The organism is Mycobacterium sp. 852002-50816_SCH5313054-b, assembly GCF_001667185.1.
Taxonomy (GTDB): Bacteria; Actinomycetota; Actinomycetes; order Mycobacteriales; family Mycobacteriaceae; genus Mycobacterium.
In genome coordinates this window covers 38,393-63,578 of the sequence record NZ_LZIC01000059.1, presented here as the reverse complement: position 1 = coordinate 63,578, position 25,186 = coordinate 38,393, and the positions used below count along the sequence as shown (strand labels likewise).

Below are 25,186 nucleotides of genomic sequence, written 5' to 3'. Positions count from 1 at the left end.
CGTCACAGTCCTGCTGTCGCTCCTTGCGCCCGCCGGTCACCGGATCGCATTGATGGCGGTAACCAATCGCTCCTTGACTTTATCGGGCAACGGCACATAACCGGCGGACGCGAGACCGGCCTGCCCGTCGGTCGCGGCCGCGCTGAGGAACGACTTGATCGCCGCCGAAGTGTCCGGGTCGTAGCCGTTCGAGCACACGATCTCGTAACTGGCCAGCACCAAGGGGTAAGTATCCGCCCGCTGAGTGGCATACATCGGGTCCAAGTCGAGCACCAGATCGTTGCCGTCGGCCACGAAACTGGCCGCCTGGATGGCCTTGCCGGCGGTCTCGTTGGTCAGCGGAACCACACCGTTTCCCGTGTCGAGCAGGGCGTACGGCACACCGGCTTGGTCGGCAAACCCCTTCTCGACGTAGCCGATCGCGCCCGGCGTGACCCGCACGGCCTGGATCACTCCCGCCGACTTCGCGGCCCCTTCGCCGACACCGCCCTGGAACTCGGTGCCCACCCCTCGGGTCCAACTCTGCGGCGCGGCGGCCGTGAGATACTTCTGGACGTTGTCGGTCGTTCCCGACGAGTCCGCCCGGTAGATCGGCACGATCTTGGTGTCGGGCAGCGCCACGCCCGGATTCAGCGCCGCCAGTATCGGGTCGTTCCACGCGGTGATCCTGCCGCTCAAGACCTTGGCGAGGGCGTCGCTGCTGAGGACCAACTTCGGCACACCCGGCAGGTTGTAGACCAGCGCGACCGGCCCGAACACCAGTGGCAGGTCCCACGCCGGGTTTCCGTCGCAGCGTTTGGCGGCCGGGCCGATCTGGTCGGCGACCAGCGGCGAGTCGGATCCCGCGAAGTCCACGTGGCCCGCGATGAACTGCTCGCGGCCGGCGCCCGACCCGGTCGGGTTGTAGGCCACCGCCTTGCCCGGGCAGGTCTGCCCCCACACCTGGTTGAACAACGACATCGCGTTCTGTTGGGCGGTCGAGCCCTCCGCCGTCAAGCCGCTCTTGCCGGCGCAGCCCGCCGTGCCGGCCAACCCGGAGATCGCGGCCGTCGACGCGCCGCGGCGGTTGTCGTCGCTGCCGCAGGCCGTCAACGTTGCCGCGCAGATCGCCAGCGCCGCGGCCGTCAGCGCCCTGCCCTCCCTGTCGAGCCTCACCGATCTCGCTTTCTTGACGCGCTCCCCCCGACGCATGCAGGCGCCGCCGGCCGTCCCCAAGGGAGGTAGCCAACTCGCCGCGAAAGTATGCGTCGGTGCTGCCCAGAGAAGTCGCTAGAGATGAATGCCGGGTGAACGATCGGCTTGCGCTCAGCCGGTGGCCACCGCGTAGGCGGTGTCGACGCTGTAGGTGCTGAAGCCCAGGCGCTCGTAGGTCCTTACCGCGGCAACGTTGTCGGACTCGACGTAAAGCATCACGGTCGGTTCGGCCGAACCGGCGAGCCGGCGTGCCAGCGACTGAATCCCGATGGCTGTCAACGCCTGCCCGAGGCCCCGGCGCTGCGCCGACGGATCGACCCCGACGACGTACACCTCGCCCAGGCCCGGTCGATCGAGGTGCACCTTGGTCCAGTGGAAGCCCAGTAGCCTGCCCGCCTCGTCGCTGTCGGGCGCGCCGAACGCCAGGAACAATCCCTCCGGGTCGAACCAGGGTTCGCCGCGCCGTTCCGCCAGATCGGCATCGGTCCACCCACCCTGTTCGGGGTGTTGGGCGAACGCGGCGTTGTTGACGCGCAGCAGCTCCGCGTCGTCGGCCGCACCCCGGTAGGTGCGAATCTCCACCCCGGCAACCGGCGGCACGGAGTCGGGGGCGTCACGCAGCGAGCGTCGCATCTGGACGAGCTCGCGCACTGGGACCAGCCCGAGCGCGGCGGCGGCCGCCCGGGCCGGCTCGAGGGTGCCGTGCGCCCAAAATTGGTTGCTCCCACCGGTTTTCGCTACCGCCGCGCGTACCAGGGCGGTGCCGACACCGCGCCGCCGGGCCTCGGGGTGCACCACGAGTTCCGCCATCCCCCCGCCGCCTTCGCGGGGCAGGCTGAGATTCAGGTAGCCCGCGATCGTGCCCGGTTGGGCACCGGTAACCAGCAAATGCTCGGTGCGGTCGTGCCCGAGTTCCCGCAGCACCTGTTCGCCGACGGGCGCCACCCCATCGAATTCCGTTGCCGCCGAGACGAGTTGGCGCACGCTCTGCTGCTCGGCGGCGGTGAGAGTCGATCGCCAGTCGGGCGAGGTCACTGACTGCGCAACGGGTCGCCCAGCGGCTCTTGCAGATCCTCCGAATCGGACTCGGCCTCATCGGCTTCGGCCTCGGTGAGGTCGGCCATCGGCGGTCGACCGCGCGCCGGCCGGACGGCCTTGTAACCGACGTTGCGCACCGTGCCGATCAACGCCTCGTATTCGGGGCCGAGCTTGGCGCGCAGTCGACGCACGTGCACATCGACCGTGCGGGTCCCGCCGAAGAAGTCGTAGCCCCACACCTCGTGCAGCAGCTGCGCCCGGGTGAACACCCGGCCGGCGTGCTGCGCCAGGTACTTCAACAACTCGAACTCCTTGTAGGTGAGGTCGAGCGGGCGGCCGCGCAGCCTCGCGGTGTAGGTGCCCTCGTCGATCACCAGCTCGCCCAGGCTGACCTTGCCCGCGCTTTCCTGGTCGGCCAGCCCCCCGCGGCGGCCGACCACCAGCCGCAGCCGGGCGTCGATCTCGGCGGGCCCGGTGCCGGGCAGCAGGATCTCGTCCAGCCCCCAGTCGGCGCTCACCGCCACCAGCCCGCCTTCGCTCACCACGGCAAGGACGGGGACCGACCGGCCCGCCGTGCTCAGGAGCCGGCACAGGCCGCGCGCGGACGACAGGTCGGTGCGCGCGTCGACCAGCACGGCGTCCGCGGTCCCGGCCTCCAGCAACGAGGATGGTTCTGGCGGCGCCGTCCGGACGGTGTGAGGAAGCAGCGACAACGACGGCAGCACCGGGTCCGGGTGCAGTTCCGAGGTCAGCAGTAATAGCTCCAACTAGCCCCTCCAGCTCGGGGGGAAGGCGTCTCCCATTTCGTAACGCCACGACGCGTTAGTTGCCAGGACATCTAACGATAACGTGCCACCTGCCATTTCGGCGTGGGGGAGGCGGCAGTGTGAGCCCCGCCACCGGGCGGCCGGCGACACGGCGGCCAGCGGATTACGCGACAATGTGCGGGTGCGCAAGGTGCTGATCGGCGCGGCGGCCGCGGCGATCGCCGTGGCCGTACCGGTCGTCGCCGCCGTCGGCGTCGACTACGGAGCCAGCATCTACGCCGAATACCGGCTGTCGACCGACGTGCGGAAAGTGGCGCACCTCGGTTCCGACCCGTTCGTCGCCATCGTGGCGTTCCCCTTCATCCCGCAGGCGATGCGCCACCACTACAACCAGCTGGAGATCAAGGCCAACGCCGTCGATCACACGATGGTCGGCACGGCCACCCTCGAAGCCACCATGTACTCGGTGGACGTGACGCAGGCGTCCTGGCTGATCAGACCCGACGCGCAGCTCCCGGTGGGCAGGCTGGAGAGCCGCATCATCATCGACTCGACGCACCTGGGCCGCTTCATGGGCATCACCGATCTCATGGTCGAGGCGCCTCCCAGGGAAACCAACACCGCCACCGGCGGCGTCACCGCATCGGGCATCTCCGACAGCCACGGGTTGGTGTTCAGCGGCACGCCCCGTTCGGCCGGCTTCGAGCACCGGGTCAGCGTCTCGGCGGACCTTTCCATCGCACCCGACGACCCTGCGACGCTGGTGATCACGCCGACGGGCGTCCTCACCGGTCCCGACACCGCCGACCAACCGGTCCCGGACGACAAGCGGGACGCGGTGCTCCGCGCCTTCACCACCAGGCTGCCCAACCAGCGGCTGCCGTTCGGAGTTGGGCCGACAACAGAGGGCGCGCGCGGCTCCGACGTCATCATCGAGGGCGTCACCCGGGGAGTAACCGTCACCCTGGCAGGGTTTAAGCAGTCATGACCACCGTGCTTGTCGCGATCGTCGGGGCCGTCGCCGTGGCGACCGTCGCCGGTTGGCTGTTGACGCGCAGGTCGGGAAGAGTCCGCGAGATTCTCCCCGATCCGGGCGGGCCCGACGGCGGCGAACTGGCGTTGTCGCAGAGCGGTCCGACCATCGTGCACTTCAGCGCCCCGTGGTGCGGGCCGTGCGATCGGGTTCGCCGGGTGGTCGGCCAGCTCTGCGAGGAGATGGCCGACGTAGCCCACCTCGAGATCGACCTGGACGCCAACCCGGGCACGGCCCGGCGCTTCTCGGTGCTGTCGCTGCCCACCACGCTGATCTTCGATGTCGAGGGGCGACAGCGATACCGCGCCTCCGGGGTGCCCAAGGCCGCCGACCTGCGTTCGGCGCTGCAGCCTCTGTTGGCTTGAGCGCTACGTCATTGGGTAAGCTTGCCGACGTGTCAGCCCGCCTCGAGCCCATGCTCACCACGCGTCGCACAGTCGATCTGTGCCGCATTGCGGGTTGTCGTTGTTGTTGCTGTAGCTCCTGAGTAGCAGCGCGCTGCGCGCACTCGGAGCAGCTTCGGTCCCCTACCGTGGCGCGCCTCCACTCCACCCATCTTCCGCGCAACAAGAACTTCTAGGAGTAGTCCCCGTGCCAAGCAGCAACACCGTCGTGCAGCCCGACCGCGTCGACGTGCGCGGGCCCAGGTTCGCCGCCTGGGTCACGACTGCGGTCCTTGTGCTCGCGCTCATTGTTTCGGCCGTCAGCCCGCTGGCGGCCGCCCTCATTCTCGGGGCGCAGGCCGTGATCTTCGCCGTCGGCGCCATCGGCGGGCCCCGCCGCCACCCCTATGGGCGGGTGTTCGCCCGCGTCGTGGCGCCCCGGCTGGGACCCGTCACAGAGCGCGAACCCGTCGCGCCGCTGAAGTTCGCCCAACTCGTCGGCCTGATCTTCGCGGTGGTCGGTGTCGCGGGATTTGCCGTCGGCGCCTTTGTGCTCGGCGTCGCCGCCACCGCGGCCGCGCTGGTGGCCGCCTTCCTCAACGCGGCCTTCGGCATCTGCCTGGGCTGCCAGCTCTACCCGTTGGTCGCACGCTTTCGACCGACTGCCGCATAACGCCTACATCAGAAGCAATCGAAAGGAACACCCACCATGGCACGCTCCGACGTCCTGGTCTCAGCGGACTGGGCCGAGAGCAATCTCGATGCCGGAAACGTCGTCTTCGTCGAAGTGGACGAGGACGCCAGCGCCTACGACACCGGCCACATCGCCGGCGCGATCAAGCTGGACTGGCGCACCGATCTGCAGGACCCCGTCAAGCGCGATTTTGTGGACGCACAGCAATTCTCCAAACTGCTGTCCGACCGCGGCATCGCCAACGACGACACGGTGGTCCTCTACGGCGGCAACAACAACTGGTTCGCCGCCTACGCCTACTGGTATTTCAAGCTGTACGGCCACGCCGACGTCAAGCTGCTCGACGGCGGACGCAAGAAGTGGGAACTCGACGGGCGCCCGCTGTCCACCGACGCCGTCAACCGGCCGGCCACCTCCTACACCGCGGCCCCGCCGGATAACAGCATCCGCGCCTTCCGCGACGAGGTCATCGCGGCCATCAACGTCAAGAACCTGGTCGACGTGCGCTCCCCCGACGAGTTCTCGGGCAAGATCCTCGCGCCGGCACACCTGCCACAGGAGCAAAGCCAGCGGCCGGGCCACGTCCCCGGCGCGATCAACGTGCCCTGGAGCAGGGCCGCCAACGAGGACGGCACCTTCAAGTCCGACGAGGAATTGGCCAAGCTCTACGCCGACGCCGGGCTGGACGGCACGAAGGAAACCATCGCGTACTGCCGGATCGGGGAACGTTCGTCGCACACCTGGTTCGTACTGCGGGAATTACTCGGCCACGAAAACGTCAAGAACTACGACGGCAGTTGGACGGAATACGGCTCCCTGGTGGGCGCCCCGATCGAGTTGGGAAGCTGATATGTGCTCTGGACCGAAGCAAGGACTGACGTTGCCCGCCAGCGTCGATCTGGAGAAGGAAACGGTGATCACGGGCCGGGTCGTGGATGGCGAGGGCCAGGCGGTGGGGGGAGCGTTCGTGCGCTTGCTGGACTCGTCGGACGAGTTCACGGCCGAGGTCGTCGCGTCGGCCACCGGTGACTTCCGCTTCTTCGCCGCACCCGGGTCCTGGACGCTGCGCGCGCTGTCCCCCATCGGCAACGGCGACGCCGTGGTGGCACCGTCCGGTGCCGGCATTCACGAGGTGGACGTCAAGATCGCCTGACGGACCGGCCGGTCCCCGGGCACCTGCTGCACGAATAGACTCGTTCCCGTGGTGCTCTTCTTCGAGATCATGCTGGTCATATCGGTCGTGGTCATCTCATGGTTCGCGCTGTACACCCTCTACCGGCTCATCACTGACGAGTCGTGAGTTCCGACGACGACGCTGAGGGCCCAGTCGTTTCCGGCGGCTCCGCCGACCGTGCGGTCGCAGCCGCCGCCGAACGCGCCAAAATGACCGCTTCCCGCAATATCCCCGCCTTCGACGATCTCCCGGTGCCCGCCGACACCGCAAATCTGCGCGAAGGAGCCAACCTCAACGATGCGTTGCTGGCGCTGCTGCCGCTCGTCGGCGTGTGGCGCGGCGAGGGCGAGGGGCGCGCTCACGACGGGGACTACCGGTTCGGGCAGCAGATCGTGGTCTCGCACGACGGCGGCGACTATCTCAACTGGGAAGCGCGGTCCTGGCGGCTCGACGACAAGGGCGGCTACCAGGGACCCGGCCTGCGCGAGAGCGGTTTCTGGCGCTTCGTCAGCGACCCCGACGATCCGACCGAATCGCAGGCCATCGAGCTGTTGTTGGCGCATTCGGCCGGCTACATCGAGTTGTTCTACGGCCGGCCCCGCACGCAGTCGTCGTGGGAGCTTGCCACCGACGCCTTGGCCCGCAGCCGTTCGGGCCTGCTGGTCGGTGGCGCCAAGCGGCTCTACGGCATCGTCGAGGGCGGTGATCTGGCCTACGTCGAGGAACGGGTGGACGCCGACGGCGGTCTGGTGCCGCACCTTTCGGCGCGGCTGTCGCGCTTCGCCGGTTAGTCGCCCGCGAGGGTCATGCGCAACCCGATCGCAATCTCGCCGAGCGTGGGCCTTATGTATGGAAACTGCCTTGAAATCGTCCGTAGGCCCCACGCTGGCGACGTCGGGGTCATGACATGGAGCGGCCCCCGAGCAAAGCTCCTGGTTGGACTGACCGGAAGCTCGGGGGCCGGGTGGCTACGGGGAATTCGCCAGCGTGCGTTGAACGCCAACTCTTCCGAGCCAGTGCAGCTAGCGCGTAGCCACCTCACATGTCCATGAAGCTATCAATTTCGCGGACCACCTCCTTCCTTGTGTACGGCCGAAGTTACCCGCCATCCTTCGAGCCGACAACCGAATTCAGCGCTCAGCGATCGCTGACGATGGCAGCGTCGACCAGTTCGGCGAATTCGGTGGCGATTGGAGACCGGAGCAGTGGGCGCCCGTCCAGCGTGTGCACACGCGCCGCCAGGGTCATGCTTGATATCAACCAGATCCCTTGGGCCGCATGCAGGTCCGCGGCCCGCAGCGCCCGGTAGTCGCAGTCATAGCCCTTGGCCCGGGCCACCTCGAAGAGGGCCTGCTGCGTGGTTCCCCGCAGGATCGGGTACCACGGCGGCGGCGTCAGCAGGCAGGGGGTGCCGCCGTCCGCCCCGGCGTTTGTGGCGATCACCACCGTCGAGCGCGGGCCTTCCAGGATGTAGCCGTCGGAGCTGACGAAGATGACGTCGCCGGCGCCCTGGCGGGCGGCGTGCCGCAGGGCGGCCATGTTGACCGCGTACGACAGCGTTTTGGCGCCGGCCAGCAGCCACGGCATGGCATCGGCGGCGTTGGCCGGCAGCCCGCGGTCGAGCGTGATCGCCGAAAGCCCGTCGCGGCGAACCGCGGTCACCCGGTCCGGGACGGGGTTGACCATCACGTAGGCGCTCGGCGCCGAACCGCTCTCGCGGCCGCGGCTGTAGATCAAGCGCATCGCGCCTTCGTCGGCGGTGCCCGCGGCCCACCGGCGCGTGGCCTCCTCGATGGCGTGCCGCCAACCTGGCAGGTCCGGCGCGGGCAGGTCCATCGATTTGGCCGAATGGGTGAGCCGCTGCAAATGGGACTCCACCAGGCAGGCCCTGCCATCGCGGATCAGCAGCGTCTCGAAGATGCCGTCGCCACGGACGGCCGCCAGGTCGTCGGCGTGCAGCAGTGGCGTCCCCGGCGGATGGATCTCGCCGTCCAGCATGACGATCACGCCCATCTGGTCGGCCATGGACGGTAAGCCTAGCCGCGCGCCCGGTCCGTAGAGTTGACGTGGTGAACGCAGTCCCCGCACCCGATCCCGGGCCCGACGCCGGCGCGGTCTGGCACTACGGCGATCCGCTGGGCGAGCAGCGTGCGGCCGAGACCGAGGCGGTGGTGGTCGACCGCTCGCACCGCGCGGTGCTCAGCCTGACCGGCAAGGATCGCCAGGCGTGGCTGCACAGCATCTCCACCCAACACGTGAGCGAACTCCCCGAGGGCGCCACCACCCAAAACCTCAGCCTCGACGGCCAGGGCCGCGTCGAGGACCACTGGATCCAGACCGAGCTGGGCGGCACGACGTACCTCGACACCGAGCCCTGGCGGGGCGAGCCGCTGCTGGCCTACCTGCGCAAGATGGTGTTCTGGTCCGAGGTCACCCCGGCCGGCGCGGAGATGGCGGTGCTGTCGCTGCTGGGCCCGCGGTTGGCCGACCGCGCGGTGCTCGACGCGCTCGGGCTCGACGCCCTGCCCGCCGAGCTGACCGCGGTTGCGGTCCCCGGGGGCGGCTTTGTGCGGCGGCTGCCCGCCGGCCCGATCGAGCTGGATCTGGTGGTGCCCCGCGGCGAGGCGCCCGGCTGGCTGAACCGCCTGACCCAGGCCGGTCTGCGGCCGGCCGGCGTATGGGCCTACGAAGCCCACCGGGTGGTGGCGCTGCGCCCGCGCCTCGGCGTCGACACCGACGAGCGCACGATTCCCCACGAGGTGGGTTGGATCGGTGGTCCGGGTGCGGGGGCCGTGCACCTGGACAAGGGCTGCTATCGCGGCCAAGAGACCGTCGCGCGCGTGCACAACCTGGGCAAGCCGCCGCGGATGCTGGTGCTGCTGCACCTCGACGGCACGGTGGAGCGGCCCTCGACGGGCGATGCGGTGCTCGCCGGCGGTCGCGCCGTCGGGCGCCTCGGAACCGTCGTCGAGCACGTGGACCTCGGGCCGGTGGCCCTGGCGCTGCTCAAGCGGGGAGTGCCGGCCGACACCGCGCTGACGACCGGGCCCGAGGGGGCGGTCGCCGCGGTTATCGACGCCGATTCGCTGCCCGCCACCGAACACGTCGGCGCGGGCCGGCGAGCCGTTGAACGGTTGCGGGGCGGTGCGAGATAATCGTCGATGACGTCCGCCACAGCGGGTAGGGGTCGCCGACACCCGACCGTAAGGCACGGTAAACTGTCGGCAGGACAATAACGACACCAAGAGATCGGAGCCGCCTACTCGTTAGGCCGCTCCGTTATTGCGCGAGGGGGTCCCCCCATGGGCCGCGGCCGGGCGAAGGCAAAGCAGACCAAGGTTGCTCGAGAACTCAAATACAGTTCCCCGCAGACCGACTTCGAGCGGCTTCAGCGCGAGCTGTCGGGAACCGACGCCGACGAATCCAGCGAACTGGACGACTCGGACGGACCACTCCCGAGCACCTCTTGGGATGACCACGACGAGTGGCGCCGCTAGAACCGGAAACCACTGTGCCGATGCGCTGAGCATCGGCACAGTGCTCGTTCCGGCCCTTAGAACCTCGGGTGTTGCCCGACCAGCGTGGCCCGCGGGCCGTCTTTGCCGCCTTTGCCGACGGTGCCCAACACCCAGCAACCCAGATGCCGCGCGGTCAGGATGGCAAGGGCGCGGTCGGTGTCCTCCGGCGCGACGACGGCGATCATGCCGACGCCCATGTTGAACGTCTTCTCCATCTCCTCCCGCGCCACGCGGCCGCGCTGGGCGATCATGGCGAACACCGGCGCGGGCGTCCAGGTGCCCCGGTCGACCTCGGCGACCAGCCCGGGCGGTATGACGCGCTGCAAGTTGCCCGCTAGCCCACCGCCGGTGACGTGGCAGAACGTGCGGACATGGGTTTCGGCGGCGAGCGCCAGGCAGTCTTTGGCGTAGATGCGGGTGGGTTCCAACAACTCTTCGCCGAGCGTGCGGCCGAACTCTTCGACGTAACCGGCCAGGTTCATCCGGTCGATCTCGAGCAGGACGGTGCGGGCCAGCGAATATCCGTTGGAATGCAGGCCGGACGAGCCCATCGCGATAATGACGTCGCCGGGCTTGACTCTGTCGGGGCCCAAGACGTCGTCGGCCTCCACGACGCCGACTCCGGTGGCCGAGATGTCGTAGTGGTCCGGCTCCATCAGGCCGGGGTGCTCGGCGGTTTCGCCGCCCAGCAGCGCGCACCCGGAGCGCACACAGCCTTCGGCGATGCCGCTGACGATTGCGCTGAGCCGTTCGGGCACCGTGCGCCCGACGGCGATGTAGTCCTGCAGGAACAGCGGTTCGGCGCCGCACACGACGAGGTCGTCGACCACCATCGCGACCAGGTCGAGGCCGACGGTGTCGTGCTTGTCCATCGCCTGGGCGACCGCCAGCTTGGTACCGACCCCGTCCGTGGACGCTGCCAGCACCGGCTCGCGGTAATCGCCTCGCAAAGCGAACAACCCCGCGAATCCGCCCAGCCCCCCACGTACCTCGGGCCGGGTCGCCTTGGTGGCAAGCGGTTTGAACAAAGCCACCGCGCGGTCACCGGCTTCAATGTCCACCCCGGCCGACGCGTAGGTGATGCCCTGGCTGCCCGGGTTTCGTCCGGGGCTTTTTCCGGGATCCGTCATCGCGATAAAGGCTACCGGGCTGCGCTCGGCGCCGGTATCACGCGTCTGTGAAGCAACGAGAACCCATCGGGTCAGCGCACAATCGGCACTTCATCGGGCGTCAGGTCATCGAACGCGGCTCCGCGCGCGGCGTTGGCGAGCATGTGCTCGATGACGTTCTTGCCCAGCGCGCTTTCGCCGGGCAGTTCGATCGGGTACTTGCCGTCGAAGCAGGCGGTGCACAGCCGCGACCCGGGCTGCTCGGAGGCCGCGACCAGGCCCCGCAGCGAGACGTAGCCCAGCGTGTCGGCGCCGATGGCGTGCCGCACCGCCTCGAGCATCTCCTCTTTGTCCGCCACGGCGTTGGCGATCAGCTCGGCCGGCGACGGGAAGTCGATGCCGTAGAAGCACGGCCACTTCACCGGCGGCGAGGCGATGCGCACGTGTACCTCGAGGGCACCGGCCTCGCGCAGCATCCGCAACAGGGCCCGCTGGGTGTTCCCCCGCACGATCGAATCGTCGACGACGATCAGCCGCTTGCCGCGGATCACCTCTTTGAGCGGGTTGAGCTTCAGCCGGATGCCGAGCTGGCGGATGGTCTGGGACGGCTGGATGAAGGTGCGCCCGACGTAGGCGTTCTTCATCAGACCCTGCCCGTAGGGGATGCCGGACTCCTGGGCGTAACCGACGGCGGCCGGGGTGCCCGATTCCGGCACGCCGATCACCAGGTCCGCCTCGACGGGGCATTCGCGCGCCAGCCGTCGACCGATCTCGAGGCGGGTGGCGTGCACCGACCGGCCCGCGATGGTGCTGTCCGGGCGCGCCAGGTAGACGTACTCGAAGACGCAGCCCTTGGGCTCGGGGTTGGCGAACCGCGTCGAGCGCACGCCGTCGGCGTCGATGGCCAGCAGCTCGCCCGGCTCGATGTCGCGCACGAACGAGGCGCCGACGATGTCGAGCGCGGCGGTTTCGGACGCCACCACCCAGCCGCGGTCCAGCCGGCCGAGGCAAAGCGGACGCACCCCATACGGGTCGCGGCACGCGTACAGCGTGTTCTCGTCCATGAACGTCAGGCAGAACGCGCCGCGCACGGTCGGCAGCAGTTCCAGCGCAGCCTGTTCCAGCGTGGCATCGGCCGCGCCATGGGCCAGCAGGGCGCCCAGGATGTCGGAGTCGGTGGTCGCCGGGGCCGGGCAGCGGGTGCCCATCAACCCCTCGTCGCGGGCGCGGGCGGCAAGTTCGGCGGTGTTGACCAGATTTCCGTTGTGCCCCAACGCAACCCCGGTGCCGGCGGCGGTGTTGCGGAACACCGGCTGCGCGTTTTCCCACGTCGTGTCGCCGGTGGTGGAGTAGCGGCAGTGCCCGATCGCGACGTGGCCCTGCATCGCTGCCAGCGTTTGCTCATCGAACACCTGGCTGACCAGGCCCAGGTCTTTGAACACCAGCACCTGGGAACCGTCGGCGACGGCGATACCCGCGGCTTCCTGCCCGCGATGCTGCAGCGCGTACAGGCCGTAGTAGGTGAGTTTCGCGACTTCCTCGCCCGGGGCCCAGACCCCGAATACGCCACACTCTTCACGGGGGGAATTCAGGTCCTGCTCGGGTTCCTGGACGGTCACGGTTCGGCGGCTCCCTGGCGAACGATTGGTGACGTAACGGAGTCTACGGCCCGCCCGGCCGGCGCGCCGAATCCGGCGGGCGTGTTGCGCACCGAAAACTCCGCCGCACAACCCTAAACCTGCAGTTCAGACTTATATTTCGCCCACGTCGAACAGCGGCAGCCAGTGGCCGATCTCACCCGCGCGGGAGCCCGACAGCGTCAGCACACCGGCGGTTCTCGCCTCGTCGAGCGGCACCAGGCCGGTGGCCAGCAGCAGCCAGGTGCGCGGATCGGCCTCCAGCACGTTCGGCGGTGTGCCACGGGTGTGACGTGGTCCCGCGATGCACTGGACGGCGGCAAAAGGCGGGACCCGGACCTCGACGCTGGCGCCGGGCGCGATTGTCGCCAGCGTGCGCGTCGTGAGCCGGACCGCGGCCCCCAGTGCGTCCCGGTCGGGCACCGCGCGCGATTCGTCGCGCAACCAGTCCAGAACGGCCAGCACCGCCTGGCGTGTCTTTGCCGGATCGGCTCGTTGGCGGGCGGCCATGCCCTTAGCGTCGCACGGTCAGCGCGGCGATCGCGCCGGCCTCGTTGATCGCCAAATGCGCCAGCATCGGGGCGGCGAGGCTGCCGGAGCGATCGCCCAGCCAGCCGAACGCCCAGCCGGCGATACCGGTGACCAGCACTGTGGCGGCCACGGGCTGACCCGTCGCGCGCGCGTCCGGGATGTGGGAGAGGCCGAACGCGGCGGCCTGCAGCAGCCGTCCGCCGGGCCGACCGAAGGCTCGGGCGCCCGCGCCGCCCAGCGCGGCGCGGAAGGCGGCCTCCTCGGCCCAGACGGTGCCGACGGGGATCCGCAACAGGAGCCACGCGGGCGCGGACACCGGCGGCTCGCGCACGGCCATCGCGGTTCGCACCGCGGGCAGCGCGGTCGTGGCAGCGATCGCGCCCGCGACGCCCACCCCGGCCACCGACCCCAGCCGTACCCCCGCCCACAGCCGCGGCGGCCGCAGGCCCAGCGGCGCACGGTTCACCGACACCAGCAGCGCGCCCACGCCGGCCTGCAGGGTGACGCGCCAGGCGGGCGGTAGGCGCGGACTGACAAAACTCCAGCCGACGAGGGCCGCGGCCACAGACAGCGCCCGAAGCGGAGCTAGCCGAAGAATCGCGGCAGCACCGCCTCGGACGTCTCGCGCAGTTCCGCCAGCGACACCCTGAACAAGCCCTGAACCTCCACCGCGTCCGAGCCCTGATCGACGACGCCGATGCGGGCCGCGGGCAGCCCCCGCGCCTCGCACATCGAGCGGAACCGGCTTTCCTCGGTGCGCGGCACCGCCACCAGCACCCGGCCGGCGGACTCCGAGAACAACGTCACGAAGGGATCGGCGTCCTCGGGAAGCACGATGCGGCAACCGGTTTCACCGGCCAGCGCCGATTCCACGATGGCTTGGGCGAGGCCGCCCTCGGACAGGTCGTGCGCGGCGGATACCAGCCCGTCGCGCGATGCCGAGGCCAGCACCTCGGCCAGCAGCTTCTCGCGCGCCAGGTCGACCGCGGGCGGCAGCCCGCCCAGGTGGTCGGCGCTCACCTGCGCCCAGACGGAACCGTCGAACTCGTCACGCGTCTCGCCCAGCAGCACCAGGGTTTCGCCCGGTTCGGTGCCCATGCCGGTGGGGATGCGCCGTCCGACGTCATCGATCACGCCGAGTACGCCCACCACCGGCGTGGGCAGGATCGCCGCAGACCCGGTCTGGTTGTAGAAGCTCACGTTGCCGCCGGTCACCGGAATCCCAAGGGCCGCACAGCCATCGGCCAGGCCCCGCACGGCCTGCGAGAACTGCCACATGACGCCGGGGTCTTCGGGCGAACCGAAGTTGAGGCAGTTGGTCACCGCGACCGGGGTCGCACCGGTGACGGCCACGTTGCGGTAGGCCTCGGCCAGAGCCAGCTGCGCGCCCGTGTAGGGATCCAGCAGCGTGTAGCGACCCGACGCGTCGGTCGACACCGCGATGCCGCGGCCGGTCGACTCGTCGACGCGCAGCACGCCGCCGTCGGCATGCTCGGCCAGCACGGTGTTGCCGCGCACGTAGCGGTCGTACTGCTCGGTGATGAACGCGCGGCTGCACAGGTGCGGACTGCCCAGCAGCGCAAGCAAAGTCGCGCGCAGCTCGTCGCCGGTGGCCGGGCGGGGAAGGCTCGTCGAGCGGTCGGCGTTCAGGGCGTCCTGCGATTCGGGCCGCGCGACGGGGCGCTGATACACCGGGCCCTCGTGTGCCACGGTGCGCGGCGGCACGTCGACGACGGTCTCGCCCCGCCAGGTGATCCGCAACCGGTCGCCGTCGGTGACCTCACCGATGACGGTGGCCAGCACCTCCCACTTGCGGCACACCGCCATGAAGGCATCGACGTTCTCCGGCGCCACCACCGCGCACATGCGCTCCTGCGACTCGCTGCACAGGATCTCGGCGGGCGTCATCTCCTTGGCCCGCAGCGGAACGGTGTCCAGCTCGACCGCCATCCCGCCGTCTCCGGCCGACGCCAATTCCGAAGTGGCGCAGGATAAACCGGCCCCGCCGAGGTCCTGGATGCCGATCACCAGGCCGCCCGCGTACAGCTCGAGGCAGCACTCGATGAGCACCTTCTCCATGAACGGGTCGCCCACCTGAACCGACGGCAGCTTCTTGCGGGATCCGGTGCTGTCGAAGGTGTCCGACGCCAGCACCGACACCCCGCCGATGCCATCGAGCCCCGTCCGCGCGCCGAACAGGATGATCTTGTTCCCCGTACCCGAGGCGAACGCCAAATGCAGGTCCTCCTGGCGCAATACGCCCACACACATCGCGTTCACCAACGGGTTTCCGGCGTAGCAGGCGTCGAAGACGGTCTCGCCGCCGATGTTGGGCAGGCCCAGCGAGTTGCCGTAGCCGCCGATGCCGCGGACCACGCCGTCGACAACACGGCGGGTGTCGGGCGCATCGGCGGCGCCGAACCGCAGCTGGTCCATCACGGCGACCGGTCGCGCGCCCATGGCCATGATGTCGCGGACGATGCCGCCCACGCCGGTGGCCGCGCCCTGATAGGGCTCGACGTAGGACGGGTGGTTGTGCGATTCCACCTTGAAGGTGACCGCCCAGCCGTCGCCGATGTCGACGACGCCGGCGTTCTCGCCGATACCGGCCAGCATGCCCGCGCGCATCTCGTCGGTCGTGGTCTCGCCGAAGTAGCGCAGGTGCACCTTCGAGGACTTGTAGGAGCAGTGCTCGCTCCACATCACCGAGTACATGGCCAGCTCGGTGTCGGTGGGCCTGCGGCCCAAGATCTCGCGAATCCGCTGGTACTCGTCGTCCTTGAGGCCCAGTTCGTGAAACGGCTGCGGTTGGTCGGGGCTGCTCTCGGCGTGTTCGACGGTGTCGATGGTGTGGGTGCGCGCGCTGGTCCCGGAGACGGTCACCCGAACAGTGTAAGAGCGCTACCTGCCGTGGAGCAGGCTGGCGCTGGCGGCGTCGGCCGGATAGAACAGCTCGACGGCCAGCTCGGCGAGCGTGACGTCAAGCGGCGTCCCAAACGTCGTCAGTGTGGTGAACATCGACAGCCGTTGTCCGCCGCCGGCATCGAGCTCGAACGGAACGAGCAGGCAGGCGTTGTCTGCGGGCGAGCGCCACGCCCTGGCCGCGCTCGCGACTCCCGGGTATCCGCGCACCTCGTCGTCGAGCGCCTGCAATCCTGGGTCCCCGGTGAGCGCGATCGTGCGGCGGAGCTGGTGCAGGAGGTAGCCCGCCCATTCGGGGAAATTCAGGGTCCGTCCGGCGAGGCCGTCGGGATGCAGCGACAGCCGGTAGACGTTGGCCGGTGGGCCGAGCAGATCGTCGGGCAGGCCCGCGGTCAGCGCCGACGCCGCGGCGTTGGCGCCCACGATGTTCCAGCAGCGGTCGATCACGATGCCGGGGTACGGGTCGTGGGCATCGAGGAGGCGCTGCACCGCGGCACGGGCCGGGGACAGCGCGGCATCTTCCAGCGAACGCGACTGGTAACGCGGCGCGAACCCGGCCGCAAGCAGCAGCGTGTTGCGCTCGCGCAGTGGAACGTCGAGGCCCTCGGCGAGGGCGAGCACCATCTCGGGGCTGGGGCGTGAGCGCCCCGTTTCGATGAAGCTCAGGTGTCGCGCCGACACGCCCACAGCCAGCGACAGGTCGAGCTGGCTCACCCGTCGACGCTCCCGCCATTCGCGCAACAGGGCACCTACCGCCGCGTGGCTCACCAAGCCACGGTAACCACGCCGGTGTAGCCGTGGCGATGACCTCAGAGGTAATTGTGCCGCCGCACGCCGCCGCGACACGCTGGGCACAACGCGCTCAACCTGAGCGCCCGACCCAAGGAGGAACGATGACCGACGTCCAATCCGCCCCTAAGTTCAGCGCCGAGGTATTCGCGGCGTACTGGGCCGCGCCCACCATGTCGCGCGGCTTCGACATCCTGGCCGACGACATCGTGGGCTACTGGCCGGGGGACCCCGAGCCGGTCCGGGGCATCGAGCCCTACACGGCCAAGATCGCCGAAATACTGCACGCCGCACCGGATTTGACGCTTGAGGTGATCGACAGCGCCACCGTGCCCGGCGCCGCCCCCGGCGAGGAACTGGTGTTTTTGCACTACGTCGGACGGGGCACCGGCCCCGACGGGCCGTTCCAAATCCGCGGGATCGACCGAGTTCGCACCCGCGACGGAATCGTCGTGGAGAACGTCATCCGCTACGACCCGCTTTTCCTGGCCCAGGGCTGAGGGCGAGACCCGAGTGTGCGCTGCGGTACTTCCGTGTGTGCAGGTGGCGGAAATCGCGCGATTTTCCCGCCCTACGCGCACGCTCAGCGCCCAGGGCGCACACTCGTCGGCCGCGGGGCTACTGCCCCACGACGCAGAAGACGTTGCCCTCGGGGTCGGCCAGTACCACCCAGCGGAAGTTTTCGCCGAAGCTGTGCCGGCCGACCTCGCAGGCCCCGGCCGCCGTCAGCCGCGCCACCTCGCCATCGACGTCGGCGGCGCTGAAGTCGAGGTGCACGCGGTTCTTCCCGGGGGTGGGGTCGGGCACCTTCTGGAATCCGAGCTTGGGCCCCTCCGCCAACGTCACCGCGGTGAACTCGTCGGCGAGCAACTCCTGCGTCGTCCCGCCGAAGTGCTCGGCCCACCAGCCGGCCAGCCCCGCGGGATCGCTGCAGTCGAACGTAACCATTTCCACATTGAGCGTCATGGCCGGATCGTAGGTCAGCGGGGCGACAGAAAAGCTTGCAGCGCCGCCGAATAGGCGGCCACATCGTGCGCGCCCATCAACTCGCGCGCCGAGTGCATCGCCAGCTGCGGCGCGCCGACATCGACGGTGGGGATGCCGGTGCGGGCGGCCGCCAGGGGCCCGATCGTCGATCCGCACGGCAGGTCGGCGCGGTGCTCGTAACGTTGCAGCCCGACCCCGGCCTGCCGGCAGGCCAGTTCGAACGCGGCCGCGGTGCGCCCGTCGGTGGCATAGCGCAGATTGGGGTGCACCTTGAGCACCGGACCCGCGTTGACCTCGATCAGGTGGCCGGGCTCGTGCCGGTCCGGGTAGTTGGGGTGGGTGGCGTGGGCCATGTCGGCCGAGGCCAGCAGCGACGCCGGCAGCCGGCGCAGGAAATCCTCCCGGTTACCGCCCGCGGCCAACACGATGCGCTCCAGGACGGTGCTCAGCAGGTTGGACTGCGCGCCGCGGTCGGAGGTCGACCCGACCTCCTCGTGGTCGAAGAGCACCAACACCGGCACAAAGCCCCGCGGCTCGGCGTCCAGTAACGCTTGCGTCCCCGCGTAGCAGCTGGCCTGGTTGTCCAGCCGGGGCGCGCTGAGCAGGTCGGCGTCGGCCCCGATCACCGCCGACGGCGTCAGATCGTGCGTCATCAGGTCGGCGCTGAGCACATCTTTGGCCGCCACTGCCGCTCGCACGGCGACGTAGTCGATGAACGAACCCCGTTGTTCCCCAACGCCCCACACCGCGTTGACGTGTCGCTGCGGGTCCAGCGTCACCGATTTGCGGTCCTCGGCCAGGTGGATCGCCAGCTGCGGCACCCGCAGGATGGGGTCGTCGATCCGGACCAGCCGATGGCCGATCCCGTTTCCGTCCCGTACCGACAGCCGTCCGCTGATGCCGAGGTCGCGGTCCAGCCACGAGTTCAGCCACGCGCCCCCGTACGGCTCCAGCGCCGCCACCCGCCAACCGGCGACCAGCCGGTCCGGATGCTGCTTGACCCGCAGGTTGGGGCTGTCGGTGTGTGCGCCGACGATCCGGAAGGGGCCCTCGGCCCCCTCGGAATTCCAGGCGACCAGCGAGGCGGAGCGCACGATGAAGTAGCGGCCGGGTTGCTCCGGCCAGCGGTCGGCCTCGCTGAGTTCGGCATAGCCGGACTCGACCAGTCGGGCGGCCGCCGTGGCGCAGGCGTGAAACGGCGACGGGGAGGCGTCGATGAAATCGCAGAGGCCTGCGGCGCTGGCCGACATGTTGACCATCATGGCTGTCGGGCGCAGCGGACTTCACGCTAGGGTTGCCAGAGTGCCTCCGGTCCAGCCGCAACCCATCCTCCAGCCGTTGACACCTGCCGCCATCTTCCTCGTTGTCACCATCGACGACGGCGGTGAGGCGACGGTGCACGACGCGCTGCCGGAGATCTCGGGGTTGGTGCGCGCGATCGGTTTCCGCGAACCGCCGAAACGGTTGTCGGCGATCGCGTCGATCGGCTCCGACGCCTGGGATCGGCTGTTTTCCGGGCCGCGTCCCGCCGAACTGCATCCCTTCATTGCGCTCAACGGCCCGCGCCACACCGCCCCGGCCACACCCGGCGACGTGTTGTTGCACATCCGCGCCGAGAGCTTGGACGTCTGTTTCGAATTGGCCGACCGCATCCTGCGCGCGATGGCGGGCGCGGTCACCGTTGTCGACGAGGTGCACGGGTTCCGCTACTTCGACAACCGCGACCTGCTGGGGTTCGTCGACGGCACCGAAAATCCCGATGGCCCACTGGCCGTCAGCGCCACCACCATCGGTGACGAGGATCCCGACTTCGCCGGCTCGTGCTACGTGCACGTGCAGAAGTACGTCCACGACATGTCGGCGTGGAACGCGCTGTCGGCGACCGAGCAGGAACTGGTGATCGGCCGGACCAAGCTGGATGACATCGAATTGGGTGACGATGACAAGCCGCCCAACGCCCACATCGCGCTCAACGTCATCACCGACGACGACGGCACCGAGCTGAAAATCGTGCGGCACAACATGCCCTTCGGCGAGCTGGGCAAGGGTGAATACGGCACGTACTTCATCGGGTATTCACGGCGGCCGCGGGTCACCGAGCAGATGCTGGAGAACATGTTCATCGGCGATCCGCCCGGCAACACCGACCGCATCCTGGACTTCTCGACGGCGATCACCGGCGGACTGTTCTTCTCCCCCACCGTCGACTTCCTCGACGACCCACCGCCGTTGCCGGCGCCGCGGGCGACGGCACCTCCGGCCACACCGGCATCAGATGACGGCTCACTCGCGATCGGCAGCCTGAAAGGAACCAATCGATGAACAACCTCTACCGCAACCTGGCACCGGTCACCGAAGTCGCTTGGACCGAAATTGAATTGGAGGCCACCAGAACCTTCAAGCGCCACATCGCAGGGCGGCGCGTCGTCGACGTCAGCGACCCCGGCGGACCGGTCACCGCGGCGGTCAGCACCGGCCGGCTGCTCGATGTCGAGGCACCCACCGACGGCGTGGAGGCGCACCTGCGGGCCAGTAAACCCCTTGTCCGCCTGCGTGTTCCGTTCACGCTGTCCCGGTACGAGATCGACAACGTCGAGCGTGGCGCGCAGGACTCCGACTGGGACCCGGTCAAAGAGGCGGCGAAGAAACTGGCGTTCGTCGAGGACCGTGCCATCTTCGAGGGCTACGCCGCCGGGTCGATCGACGGCATCCGTAGCTGCAGCTCCAATGCCCCGTTGAAGCTGCCCGAGGATCCCCGCGACATGCCCGATGCCATCTCACAGGCGTTGACCGGCCTGCGGCTGGCCGGCGTCGATGGCCCGTATTCGGTGCTGTTGGCCGCCGACGTCTACACCAAGGTCAGTGAGACCACCGAACACGGATATCCCATCCGCGAGCACCTGAATCGATTGGTGGACGGGGACATCATCTGGGCGCCGGCAATCGACGGCGCCTTCGTGCTGACCACCCGTGGCGGCGACTTCGATCTGCAGCTGGGCACCGACGTGGCGATCGGGTACCTCAGCCACGACGCCGAGACCGTGCGGCTGTACCTGCAGGAGACCCTGACGTTCCTGTGCTACACCGCCGAAGCGTCGGTCTGCCTGGCCCCGTGAGATAACGTCCAGCGTCGAGTTGTTGTGCCAAAGAAGGCCAATTCGCGCAACAAGTCGACGCTCGTGCCCAAGGGTTCATAGGTCCAACACCAGGTCCCCGCCGGGTGCGGCCGAGCAGATCAGCACTTCGGCTTCGCCGGGCTCTTCCAGCGGCGCTTGGACGTATGTCGTTGCCCCGGAGACGATGCCGGTGACACACACGTGGCACACCCCGCTTCGGCACGAGAAGCGGGTCGGCACGTCGCAGGCCTCGGCGAGGTCGAGGATGCTCGCGTAGGCCGGTGACCAATTGACGGTCAGCCCGCTGCGCGCGAAGGTGACCGCGGGTCCAGTCCCCGGAGTTCCGGCGGGCTGGTGCGGCGGCTCGCGCTCGCCCGTTTCCACAACGCCCGGGTTGATCGACGGCAAGGCGCCGAAGAGTTCGCTGTGAATGCGTTCGGGGTCCAAGCCGACGGCGATGAGGCAGTCGCGGGCGTCCGCCATGAATTGAGTTGGGCCGCAGAGGTAAACGGTGGCAGCCGACGGCAGTCCCAGTGCCGCGATCGAGTCCTGGTTGAGACGGCCCTGAGTTTCGGTGTAGAAGACCCGCTCCGTAGCGTGGGCCAAGGAGTCGATCAGAGCCGCGACTTCCTCTGCAAACACCAATGTTTGGGGATTGCGAGTGCTGTGCACCCACCAGACGTCGCGGCCGCTGCGGGCCGCCGACAGCGCGTGCAGCATCGCCAGGACGGGCGTGGCCCCGATTCCCGCCGAAAGGAGGACGACCGGATTGCCGTCCTCGGTGAGGTAGAAGTCGCCGCGTGGCGCGGCCGCCTCGATCACGGACCCCGGCCGGATGTGGCCGTGCAGCCAGCCGCTCACCAAACCATGATCTTCGCGCTTGACGCTGATTCGGTAGATCCCCGCGGCGGGGTCGCCCGAAAGCGAGTAGCTGCGCAGCGGGGCCGGGTCGCCGGCGTCCGGAAGCCGGACGGGCAGGTATTGGCCGGGAAGCGGCGGCGGCAATGCGGTGCGATCCTCGGACTCAAGGCGAAGCGAGAGCACCTGTGGACTTTCCCGGTGGATATCCGTGACCCGCAGCGGGCGAAATCCCGGCCACGGCGGTGCGACTCCGATCGGTGGCGCGGCGGCGCCCTCGGGTTCGGCGAGCAGGTCGCGGAAGGACTGTTGCCAGCCGGGGCTGAGCGCCGGGACGTCGACGGCCTTCCTCAGCTGCTCGACGTCGCGCTTCGGCAGATACAACAGCGCGTCGACGTCGGCCACGGTGAGCTCGTGACGGCCGCGCCGGGTCCGCACGATATCGTCGCCGGCGCGAACGACGCCTTCGCTGATCACCCGGAAATAGAAACCGGGACGGTGTTGGGAGACAAGGAGACTGGGCATCTTCGGTTCGTTGATGCGCATGCCAACCCGGAAGCACGTGACGCGCGGCTGGGTGACCTCGAATTCCGCCTCACCTATGCGATAGCGGTCGCCGACGCAGACCTCGTCGTCGGCGAGCCCGGTGATCGTGAAATTTTCACCGAAGTTGCCGGGTTCCAGGTCGTCGCGACCCAGGTAAGACGTCCAGAAGTCATATGACTCGACCTGGTAGACCATGACCGCGCGTTGTTCGCCCCCGTGGCCGGCAAGGTCGCCCTGGCCGTCACCGTCGAGGTTGAGGCGGCGCACCATGACCGGGCCGCCGACCGGCGTCTTCCATATCCCGGTGTAGACCGTTTTGCCCCGCCATTGGACGTCCTTGGGCATGCCCACGTTTACCGAAACAAGCGTGCCCACCATGTCACCGCCCGCAGCGTGGCCAATTGGGATAACCGGCCCACGGTATGCCCGCTCGGATCGAACGGCAACTCGTACCGAGACTATTGCGAACCGGCGCGTCAGGTGCATACTGGGATGAACAACCCAGAATGCCTCAGGCCGGGCCCAGCTGCCCGAATTCATGGCCGAGAAGGGAACCTCATGGCCTCTGTCCACCATCGCTACACATCGGTTGACGGTCATCGACTGTTCTTCCGCGAGGCCGGCGACCCAGGAGCCCCTGCGCTGGTGCTGTTGCACGGGTTCCCCACCAGCTCCTACATGTTCCGGAACCTGATACCGGCCCTGGCCGATCGCTACCACGTGATCGCGCCCGACCATCTTGGCTTCGGGCTCTCGGACGCACCCCCGGTCGAGGAGTTCGACTACACGTTCGATGCGCTCACGGATCTGACGGCGGGCCTGCTGCGTGCACTCGGCATCAATCGCTACGCCATGTATGTACAGGACTACGGCGCCCCGATCGGTTGGCGCCTGGCGCTGCGCGATCCGTCCGCCATCACGGCGATCGTCACCCAGAACGGCAACGGCTATGACGCGGGATTCGTCGAAAGCTTCTGGAAGGCGGTGTGGGCCTATCAAAATGAACCGACATCCGACACCGAGGCCGCGGTTCGGCAGTTCTTCACGCTGGACGCCACCCGATGGCAATACCTCACCGGCGTAGCCGATGAGACACTCGTCGACCCCGACACCTGGCATCACGACTACGCGCTGATCTCCCGTCCCGGCAACGACGAGGTGCAGCTGAAGCTGCTGCGCGATTACGCCACCAACGCGCCGCTCTATCCGCGCCTGCACGAGTACTTCCGCGCCACGCGGGTGCCGCTGCTGGCGGCGTGGGGTCGCGGTGACGAAATCTTCGGCCCGGCCGGCGCCGAGGCGTTCGCCGACGATTTGCCCGACGCGGAGATTCGCGTGCTCGACGGCGGACACTTCCTGCTCGAGTCCGCGCTGGACGAAGTCGCCGGGCTGGTCCGCAACTTCCTCGGCAGGGCATCAATGGGTTGAATATCCCATAGTTTCGCGGGACTGGGGGTTAGCCTGGCGCGATGGTCCATCCCGATGTTCAGGACGAACAACGGTTGACCGCCAAGGGGCGTGCCACCCGTGACCGGATCGTGGAGTCGGCCGCCCAGCTGATCGTCACCGAGGGACTGTCGGCATCGAACATGGAAAACGTGCGCAGGGCGGCGGCGGTCAGCGGCTCGCAACTCGCGCACTATTTCACGGACAAGAGCGCGCTGATCCGCGCGGTGATCCGGCGTCAGATCGGCGTGGTCCTCGATTTTCACCGCCAGCCCAAACTTCGCGGCCTGCAGTCGTTTGATGATTTCGAGCGGTGGATCGATCTCAACATGCGTTACCTCGGACGGATCGGCTACTTCGGCACCCCCACCTACCACGCCCTCGCCGCGCAGCTGGCGAAATCCGACGAAGCGACGCGCGAAACGCTGGGGTGGGGCTATTGGCAGTGGGTCGACCTGCTCGAGGAGTCGATCCAGCGCATGAAGGATGGCGGTGTGCTAGTCCGGGATGCCGACCCGCGACGGATAGCGCTGGTGATCGTCAGCGCTCACCAAGGGGGTGGCACCCTGTCCTTCACCTATCGCGAGGAATGGCCGCATGCCGACGCCGTCCGTTTCGCGGTCAACTATCTGCGGACGTTCGCCACCGATTCCGCCGAACGGGTTCCGCGGGCCGCCCGGCGCGCCCGGGGCCGGCGCGGGCGGCAACATGAATGACGACAGCGAATCTCGGTTCACCCGCAAGGGATTGGCGACCCGGGCACGGATCGTCGATGTCGCCGCGCGGCTCATGTTCGAGCGCGGCGTCGCGAATACCAGCATCGACCAGGTGCGACGCGTCGCCGACGTGGGCGGATCGCAGATCTCGCACTACTTCGACGACAAGCGCGATCTCACCCGCCAGGTCGTCGCCAGCCGGCGCGACGACGTGCGCGCCTTCCACACGCAACCGTCGTTGGGCGGCCTCGACAGCATCGAAGCCCTGCGAGCGTGGGCCGACGCGTGCGTGGCCAACATCGACCCGATATACCGCGTCGGCGGTTGCGTCTACGGCTCGTTGGCCGGCGAGTTGATCGACGCCGACGACGAATTGCACGACGATCTCTCCGCCGGCTACGACCACTGGATCGGGCTGTTTCAGGCGGGTATCGAGGCGATGCGGAGCCGCGGCGACCTGCGTCCCGACGCCGACCCGCGACACCTGGCCGTGTCGCTGGTGGTCGCGCACCAGGGCGGCGCGATGGTCACGCATGCCACCGGTGACCCCGAGCCGTTGCGATCGGCCGTCAACGCGGCCGTCGACTACGTGCGCTCCTTCGCAGTACCTCCCACGCCCCGCAAAAGGCTCCGCAAACCTAAGCCTTAACGGACTGCGAGGGCCCACCCTAGACAGATTGGGCCTTTCAGCCCATAATATTGGGTTAGATAGCCCATTCAACTCGATG

The 25,186-nt window shown here is 68.7% G+C and carries 27 protein-coding genes; 14 read left to right on the top strand and 13 right to left on the bottom strand.

Going from position 1 to position 25,186, the window contains the following annotated elements; translation table 11 throughout:
- Positions 1-36: 36 nt before the first annotated feature.
- The 3 genes from pstS to A5787_RS12620 all read right to left on the bottom strand — a co-directional run bounded on the left by pstS (position 37) and on the right by A5787_RS12620 (position 2,999).
- Positions 37-1,155, bottom strand: a complete 1,119-nt coding sequence (pstS, locus tag A5787_RS12630) for a phosphate ABC transporter substrate-binding protein PstS (protein WP_066966875.1) — start codon at positions 1,153-1,155, stop codon at positions 37-39.
- A 150-nt stretch (positions 1,156-1,305) separates the two neighbouring features.
- The gene (mshD, locus tag A5787_RS12625; RefSeq protein WP_066966870.1) at positions 1,306-2,229 is read right to left on the bottom strand and encodes a mycothiol synthase; all 924 of its coding nucleotides are present in this window, start codon (positions 2,227-2,229) and stop codon (positions 1,306-1,308) included.
- On the bottom strand, positions 2,226-2,999 hold the full coding sequence (locus A5787_RS12620; RefSeq protein ID WP_066966867.1) for a response regulator transcription factor: 774 nt from the start codon (positions 2,997-2,999) through the stop codon (positions 2,226-2,228). The genes mshD and A5787_RS12620 overlap by 4 nt, the downstream gene beginning before the upstream one ends.
- A gap of 175 nt (positions 3,000-3,174) precedes the next feature.
- Here A5787_RS12620 and lmeA point away from each other — a divergent pair, with 175 nt between their 5' ends.
- From lmeA to A5787_RS12590, 6 genes are all read left to right on the top strand, one after another.
- On the top strand, positions 3,175-3,987 hold the full coding sequence (lmeA, locus tag A5787_RS12615) for a mannan chain length control protein LmeA (protein ID WP_066966864.1): 813 nt from the start codon (positions 3,175-3,177) through the stop codon (positions 3,985-3,987).
- Positions 3,984-4,397, top strand: a complete 414-nt coding sequence (locus A5787_RS12610; RefSeq protein WP_066966861.1) for a thioredoxin family protein — start codon at positions 3,984-3,986, stop codon at positions 4,395-4,397. The genes lmeA and A5787_RS12610 overlap by 4 nt, the downstream gene beginning before the upstream one ends.
- A gap of 226 nt (positions 4,398-4,623) precedes the next feature.
- A complete protein-coding gene (locus A5787_RS12605; protein WP_066966858.1) occupies positions 4,624-5,088 on the top strand; it encodes a DUF4395 domain-containing protein in 465 nt (154 codons plus the stop codon).
- Positions 5,089-5,124: 36 nt separating this feature from the next.
- Positions 5,125-5,958 (top strand): sulfurtransferase, encoded by an 834-nt coding sequence (locus A5787_RS12600; protein WP_066966855.1) that lies wholly within the window; start codon positions 5,125-5,127, stop codon positions 5,956-5,958.
- A gap of 1 nt (position 5,959) precedes the next feature.
- Positions 5,960-6,262 carry a DUF1416 domain-containing protein gene (locus tag A5787_RS12595; protein ID WP_066966852.1) on the top strand — a complete coding sequence of 101 codons (303 nt, stop codon included), beginning with the start codon at positions 5,960-5,962 and terminating at the stop codon, positions 6,260-6,262.
- A gap of 143 nt (positions 6,263-6,405) precedes the next feature.
- Entirely contained in the window at positions 6,406-7,074 is a 669-nt protein-coding gene (locus A5787_RS12590; protein ID WP_066966849.1) for an FABP family protein, read from the top strand.
- Positions 7,075-7,420: 346 nt separating this feature from the next.
- On the opposite strand, the gene A5787_RS12585 is transcribed toward A5787_RS12590, so the two are convergent.
- Positions 7,421-8,290 (bottom strand): aminodeoxychorismate lyase, encoded by an 870-nt coding sequence (locus tag A5787_RS12585; RefSeq protein WP_156763914.1) that lies wholly within the window; start codon positions 8,288-8,290, stop codon positions 7,421-7,423.
- Positions 8,291-8,352: 62 nt separating this feature from the next.
- Here A5787_RS12585 and A5787_RS12580 point away from each other — a divergent pair, with 62 nt between their 5' ends.
- Together A5787_RS12580 and A5787_RS12575 are read left to right on the top strand one after the other, a co-directional pair.
- Positions 8,353-9,438: a folate-binding protein YgfZ gene (locus tag A5787_RS12580; protein WP_156763911.1), complete on the top strand. Its 1,086-nt coding sequence runs from the start codon at positions 8,353-8,355 to the stop codon at positions 9,436-9,438.
- Between the two features lie 147 nt (positions 9,439-9,585).
- Positions 9,586-9,780, top strand: coding sequence for a DUF3073 domain-containing protein (locus tag A5787_RS12575; protein ID WP_066966840.1), 195 nt, complete (start codon positions 9,586-9,588; stop codon positions 9,778-9,780).
- A gap of 56 nt (positions 9,781-9,836) precedes the next feature.
- Here A5787_RS12575 and purM read toward each other — a convergent pair whose 3' ends face one another.
- The 6 genes from purM to A5787_RS12545 form a co-directional block, all read right to left on the bottom strand.
- The gene (gene purM, locus A5787_RS12570; RefSeq protein WP_066966837.1) at positions 9,837-10,931 is read right to left on the bottom strand and encodes a phosphoribosylformylglycinamidine cyclo-ligase; all 1,095 of its coding nucleotides are present in this window, start codon (positions 10,929-10,931) and stop codon (positions 9,837-9,839) included.
- A gap of 71 nt (positions 10,932-11,002) precedes the next feature.
- Complete coding sequence (gene purF, locus A5787_RS12565) at positions 11,003-12,529, bottom strand: amidophosphoribosyltransferase (RefSeq protein ID WP_066966834.1); 1,527 nt, start codon at positions 12,527-12,529, stop codon at positions 11,003-11,005.
- 132 nt (positions 12,530-12,661) lie between these two features.
- The gene (locus A5787_RS12560; RefSeq protein WP_066966830.1) at positions 12,662-13,057 is read right to left on the bottom strand and encodes a sterol carrier family protein; all 396 of its coding nucleotides are present in this window, start codon (positions 13,055-13,057) and stop codon (positions 12,662-12,664) included.
- A gap of 4 nt (positions 13,058-13,061) precedes the next feature.
- The gene (locus A5787_RS12555; RefSeq protein WP_197507095.1) at positions 13,062-13,676 is read right to left on the bottom strand and encodes a CPBP family intramembrane glutamic endopeptidase; all 615 of its coding nucleotides are present in this window, start codon (positions 13,674-13,676) and stop codon (positions 13,062-13,064) included.
- Positions 13,664-15,961 carry a phosphoribosylformylglycinamidine synthase subunit PurL gene (gene purL / locus A5787_RS12550; protein WP_066966824.1) on the bottom strand — a complete coding sequence of 766 codons (2,298 nt, stop codon included), beginning with the start codon at positions 15,959-15,961 and terminating at the stop codon, positions 13,664-13,666. Before purL ends, A5787_RS12555 begins: the two co-directional genes overlap by 13 nt.
- A gap of 18 nt (positions 15,962-15,979) precedes the next feature.
- Entirely contained in the window at positions 15,980-16,768 is a 789-nt protein-coding gene (locus A5787_RS12545; RefSeq protein ID WP_066966821.1) for a helix-turn-helix domain-containing protein, read from the bottom strand.
- Positions 16,769-16,893: 125 nt separating this feature from the next.
- Between A5787_RS12545 and A5787_RS12540 the strand changes: the two genes are divergently transcribed.
- Complete coding sequence (locus tag A5787_RS12540) at positions 16,894-17,289, top strand: nuclear transport factor 2 family protein (RefSeq protein ID WP_066966818.1); 396 nt, start codon at positions 16,894-16,896, stop codon at positions 17,287-17,289.
- 118 nt (positions 17,290-17,407) lie between these two features.
- Here the strand turns inward: A5787_RS12540 and A5787_RS12535 are convergent, their stop codons facing one another.
- Positions 17,408-17,755, bottom strand: a complete 348-nt coding sequence (locus A5787_RS12535) for a VOC family protein (RefSeq protein ID WP_066966815.1) — start codon at positions 17,753-17,755, stop codon at positions 17,408-17,410.
- 14 nt (positions 17,756-17,769) lie between these two features.
- Positions 17,770-19,026, bottom strand: a complete 1,257-nt coding sequence (locus tag A5787_RS12530; RefSeq protein ID WP_066966978.1) for a M18 family aminopeptidase — start codon at positions 19,024-19,026, stop codon at positions 17,770-17,772.
- 10 nt (positions 19,027-19,036) lie between these two features.
- Here A5787_RS12530 and A5787_RS12525 point away from each other — a divergent pair, with 10 nt between their 5' ends.
- Entirely contained in the window at positions 19,037-20,098 is a 1,062-nt protein-coding gene (locus tag A5787_RS12525) for a Dyp-type peroxidase (RefSeq protein ID WP_197507093.1), read from the top strand.
- Positions 20,095-20,892 (top strand): family 1 encapsulin nanocompartment shell protein, encoded by a 798-nt coding sequence (locus A5787_RS12520; protein ID WP_066966809.1) that lies wholly within the window; start codon positions 20,095-20,097, stop codon positions 20,890-20,892. The genes A5787_RS12525 and A5787_RS12520 overlap by 4 nt, the downstream gene beginning before the upstream one ends.
- Positions 20,893-20,967: 75 nt before the next feature.
- Here A5787_RS12520 and A5787_RS12515 read toward each other — a convergent pair whose 3' ends face one another.
- Positions 20,968-22,671 (bottom strand): MOSC and FAD-binding oxidoreductase domain-containing protein, encoded by a 1,704-nt coding sequence (locus tag A5787_RS12515; RefSeq protein ID WP_082977194.1) that lies wholly within the window; start codon positions 22,669-22,671, stop codon positions 20,968-20,970.
- A 183-nt stretch (positions 22,672-22,854) separates the two neighbouring features.
- On the opposite strand from A5787_RS12515, the gene A5787_RS12510 reads away from it, so the two are divergent.
- The 3 genes from A5787_RS12510 to A5787_RS12500 are packed head-to-tail and all read left to right on the top strand — an operon-like array spanning position 22,855 to position 25,107.
- Complete coding sequence (locus A5787_RS12510) at positions 22,855-23,724, top strand: alpha/beta fold hydrolase (protein ID WP_066966803.1); 870 nt, start codon at positions 22,855-22,857, stop codon at positions 23,722-23,724.
- A 41-nt stretch (positions 23,725-23,765) separates the two neighbouring features.
- Positions 23,766-24,458: a TetR/AcrR family transcriptional regulator gene (locus tag A5787_RS12505; RefSeq protein ID WP_066966800.1), complete on the top strand. Its 693-nt coding sequence runs from the start codon at positions 23,766-23,768 to the stop codon at positions 24,456-24,458.
- A complete protein-coding gene (locus tag A5787_RS12500) occupies positions 24,451-25,107 on the top strand; it encodes a TetR/AcrR family transcriptional regulator (RefSeq protein WP_066966797.1) in 657 nt (218 codons plus the stop codon). The genes A5787_RS12505 and A5787_RS12500 overlap by 8 nt, the downstream gene beginning before the upstream one ends.
- The last annotated feature ends 79 nt before the right edge of the window (positions 25,108-25,186 follow it).

What these genes read in the sequence shown, in the direction of transcription:
- A5787_RS12610 (WP_066966861.1), top strand. Translation starts at nt 3,984, where the DNA reads ATGACCACCGTGCTTGTCGCGATCGTCGGGGCCGTCGCCGTGGCGACC.
- A5787_RS12600 (WP_066966855.1), top strand. Translation starts at nt 5,125, where the DNA reads ATGGCACGCTCCGACGTCCTGGTCTCAGCGGACTGGGCCGAGAGCAAT.
- A5787_RS12595 (WP_066966852.1), top strand. Translation starts at nt 5,960, where the DNA reads ATGTGCTCTGGACCGAAGCAAGGACTGACGTTGCCCGCCAGCGTCGAT.
- A5787_RS12575 (WP_066966840.1), top strand. Translation starts at nt 9,586, where the DNA reads ATGGGCCGCGGCCGGGCGAAGGCAAAGCAGACCAAGGTTGCTCGAGAA.
- purM (WP_066966837.1), bottom strand. Translation starts at nt 10,931, where the DNA reads ATGACGGATCCCGGAAAAAGCCCCGGACGAAACCCGGGCAGCCAGGGC.
- A5787_RS12560 (WP_066966830.1), bottom strand. Translation starts at nt 13,057, where the DNA reads ATGGCCGCCCGCCAACGAGCCGATCCGGCAAAGACACGCCAGGCGGTG.
- A5787_RS12540 (WP_066966818.1), top strand. Translation starts at nt 16,894, where the DNA reads ATGACCGACGTCCAATCCGCCCCTAAGTTCAGCGCCGAGGTATTCGCG.
- A5787_RS12535 (WP_066966815.1), bottom strand. Translation starts at nt 17,755, where the DNA reads ATGACGCTCAATGTGGAAATGGTTACGTTCGACTGCAGCGATCCCGCG.
- A5787_RS12530 (WP_066966978.1), bottom strand. Translation starts at nt 19,026, where the DNA reads ATGTCGGCCAGCGCCGCAGGCCTCTGCGATTTCATCGACGCCTCCCCG.
- A5787_RS12525 (WP_197507093.1), top strand. Translation starts at nt 19,037, where the DNA reads ATGGCTGTCGGGCGCAGCGGACTTCACGCTAGGGTTGCCAGAGTGCCT.
- A5787_RS12520 (WP_066966809.1), top strand. Translation starts at nt 20,095, where the DNA reads ATGAACAACCTCTACCGCAACCTGGCACCGGTCACCGAAGTCGCTTGG.
- A5787_RS12510 (WP_066966803.1), top strand. Translation starts at nt 22,855, where the DNA reads ATGGCCTCTGTCCACCATCGCTACACATCGGTTGACGGTCATCGACTG.
- A5787_RS12505 (WP_066966800.1), top strand. Translation starts at nt 23,766, where the DNA reads ATGGTCCATCCCGATGTTCAGGACGAACAACGGTTGACCGCCAAGGGG.
- A5787_RS12500 (WP_066966797.1), top strand. Translation starts at nt 24,451, where the DNA reads ATGAATGACGACAGCGAATCTCGGTTCACCCGCAAGGGATTGGCGACC.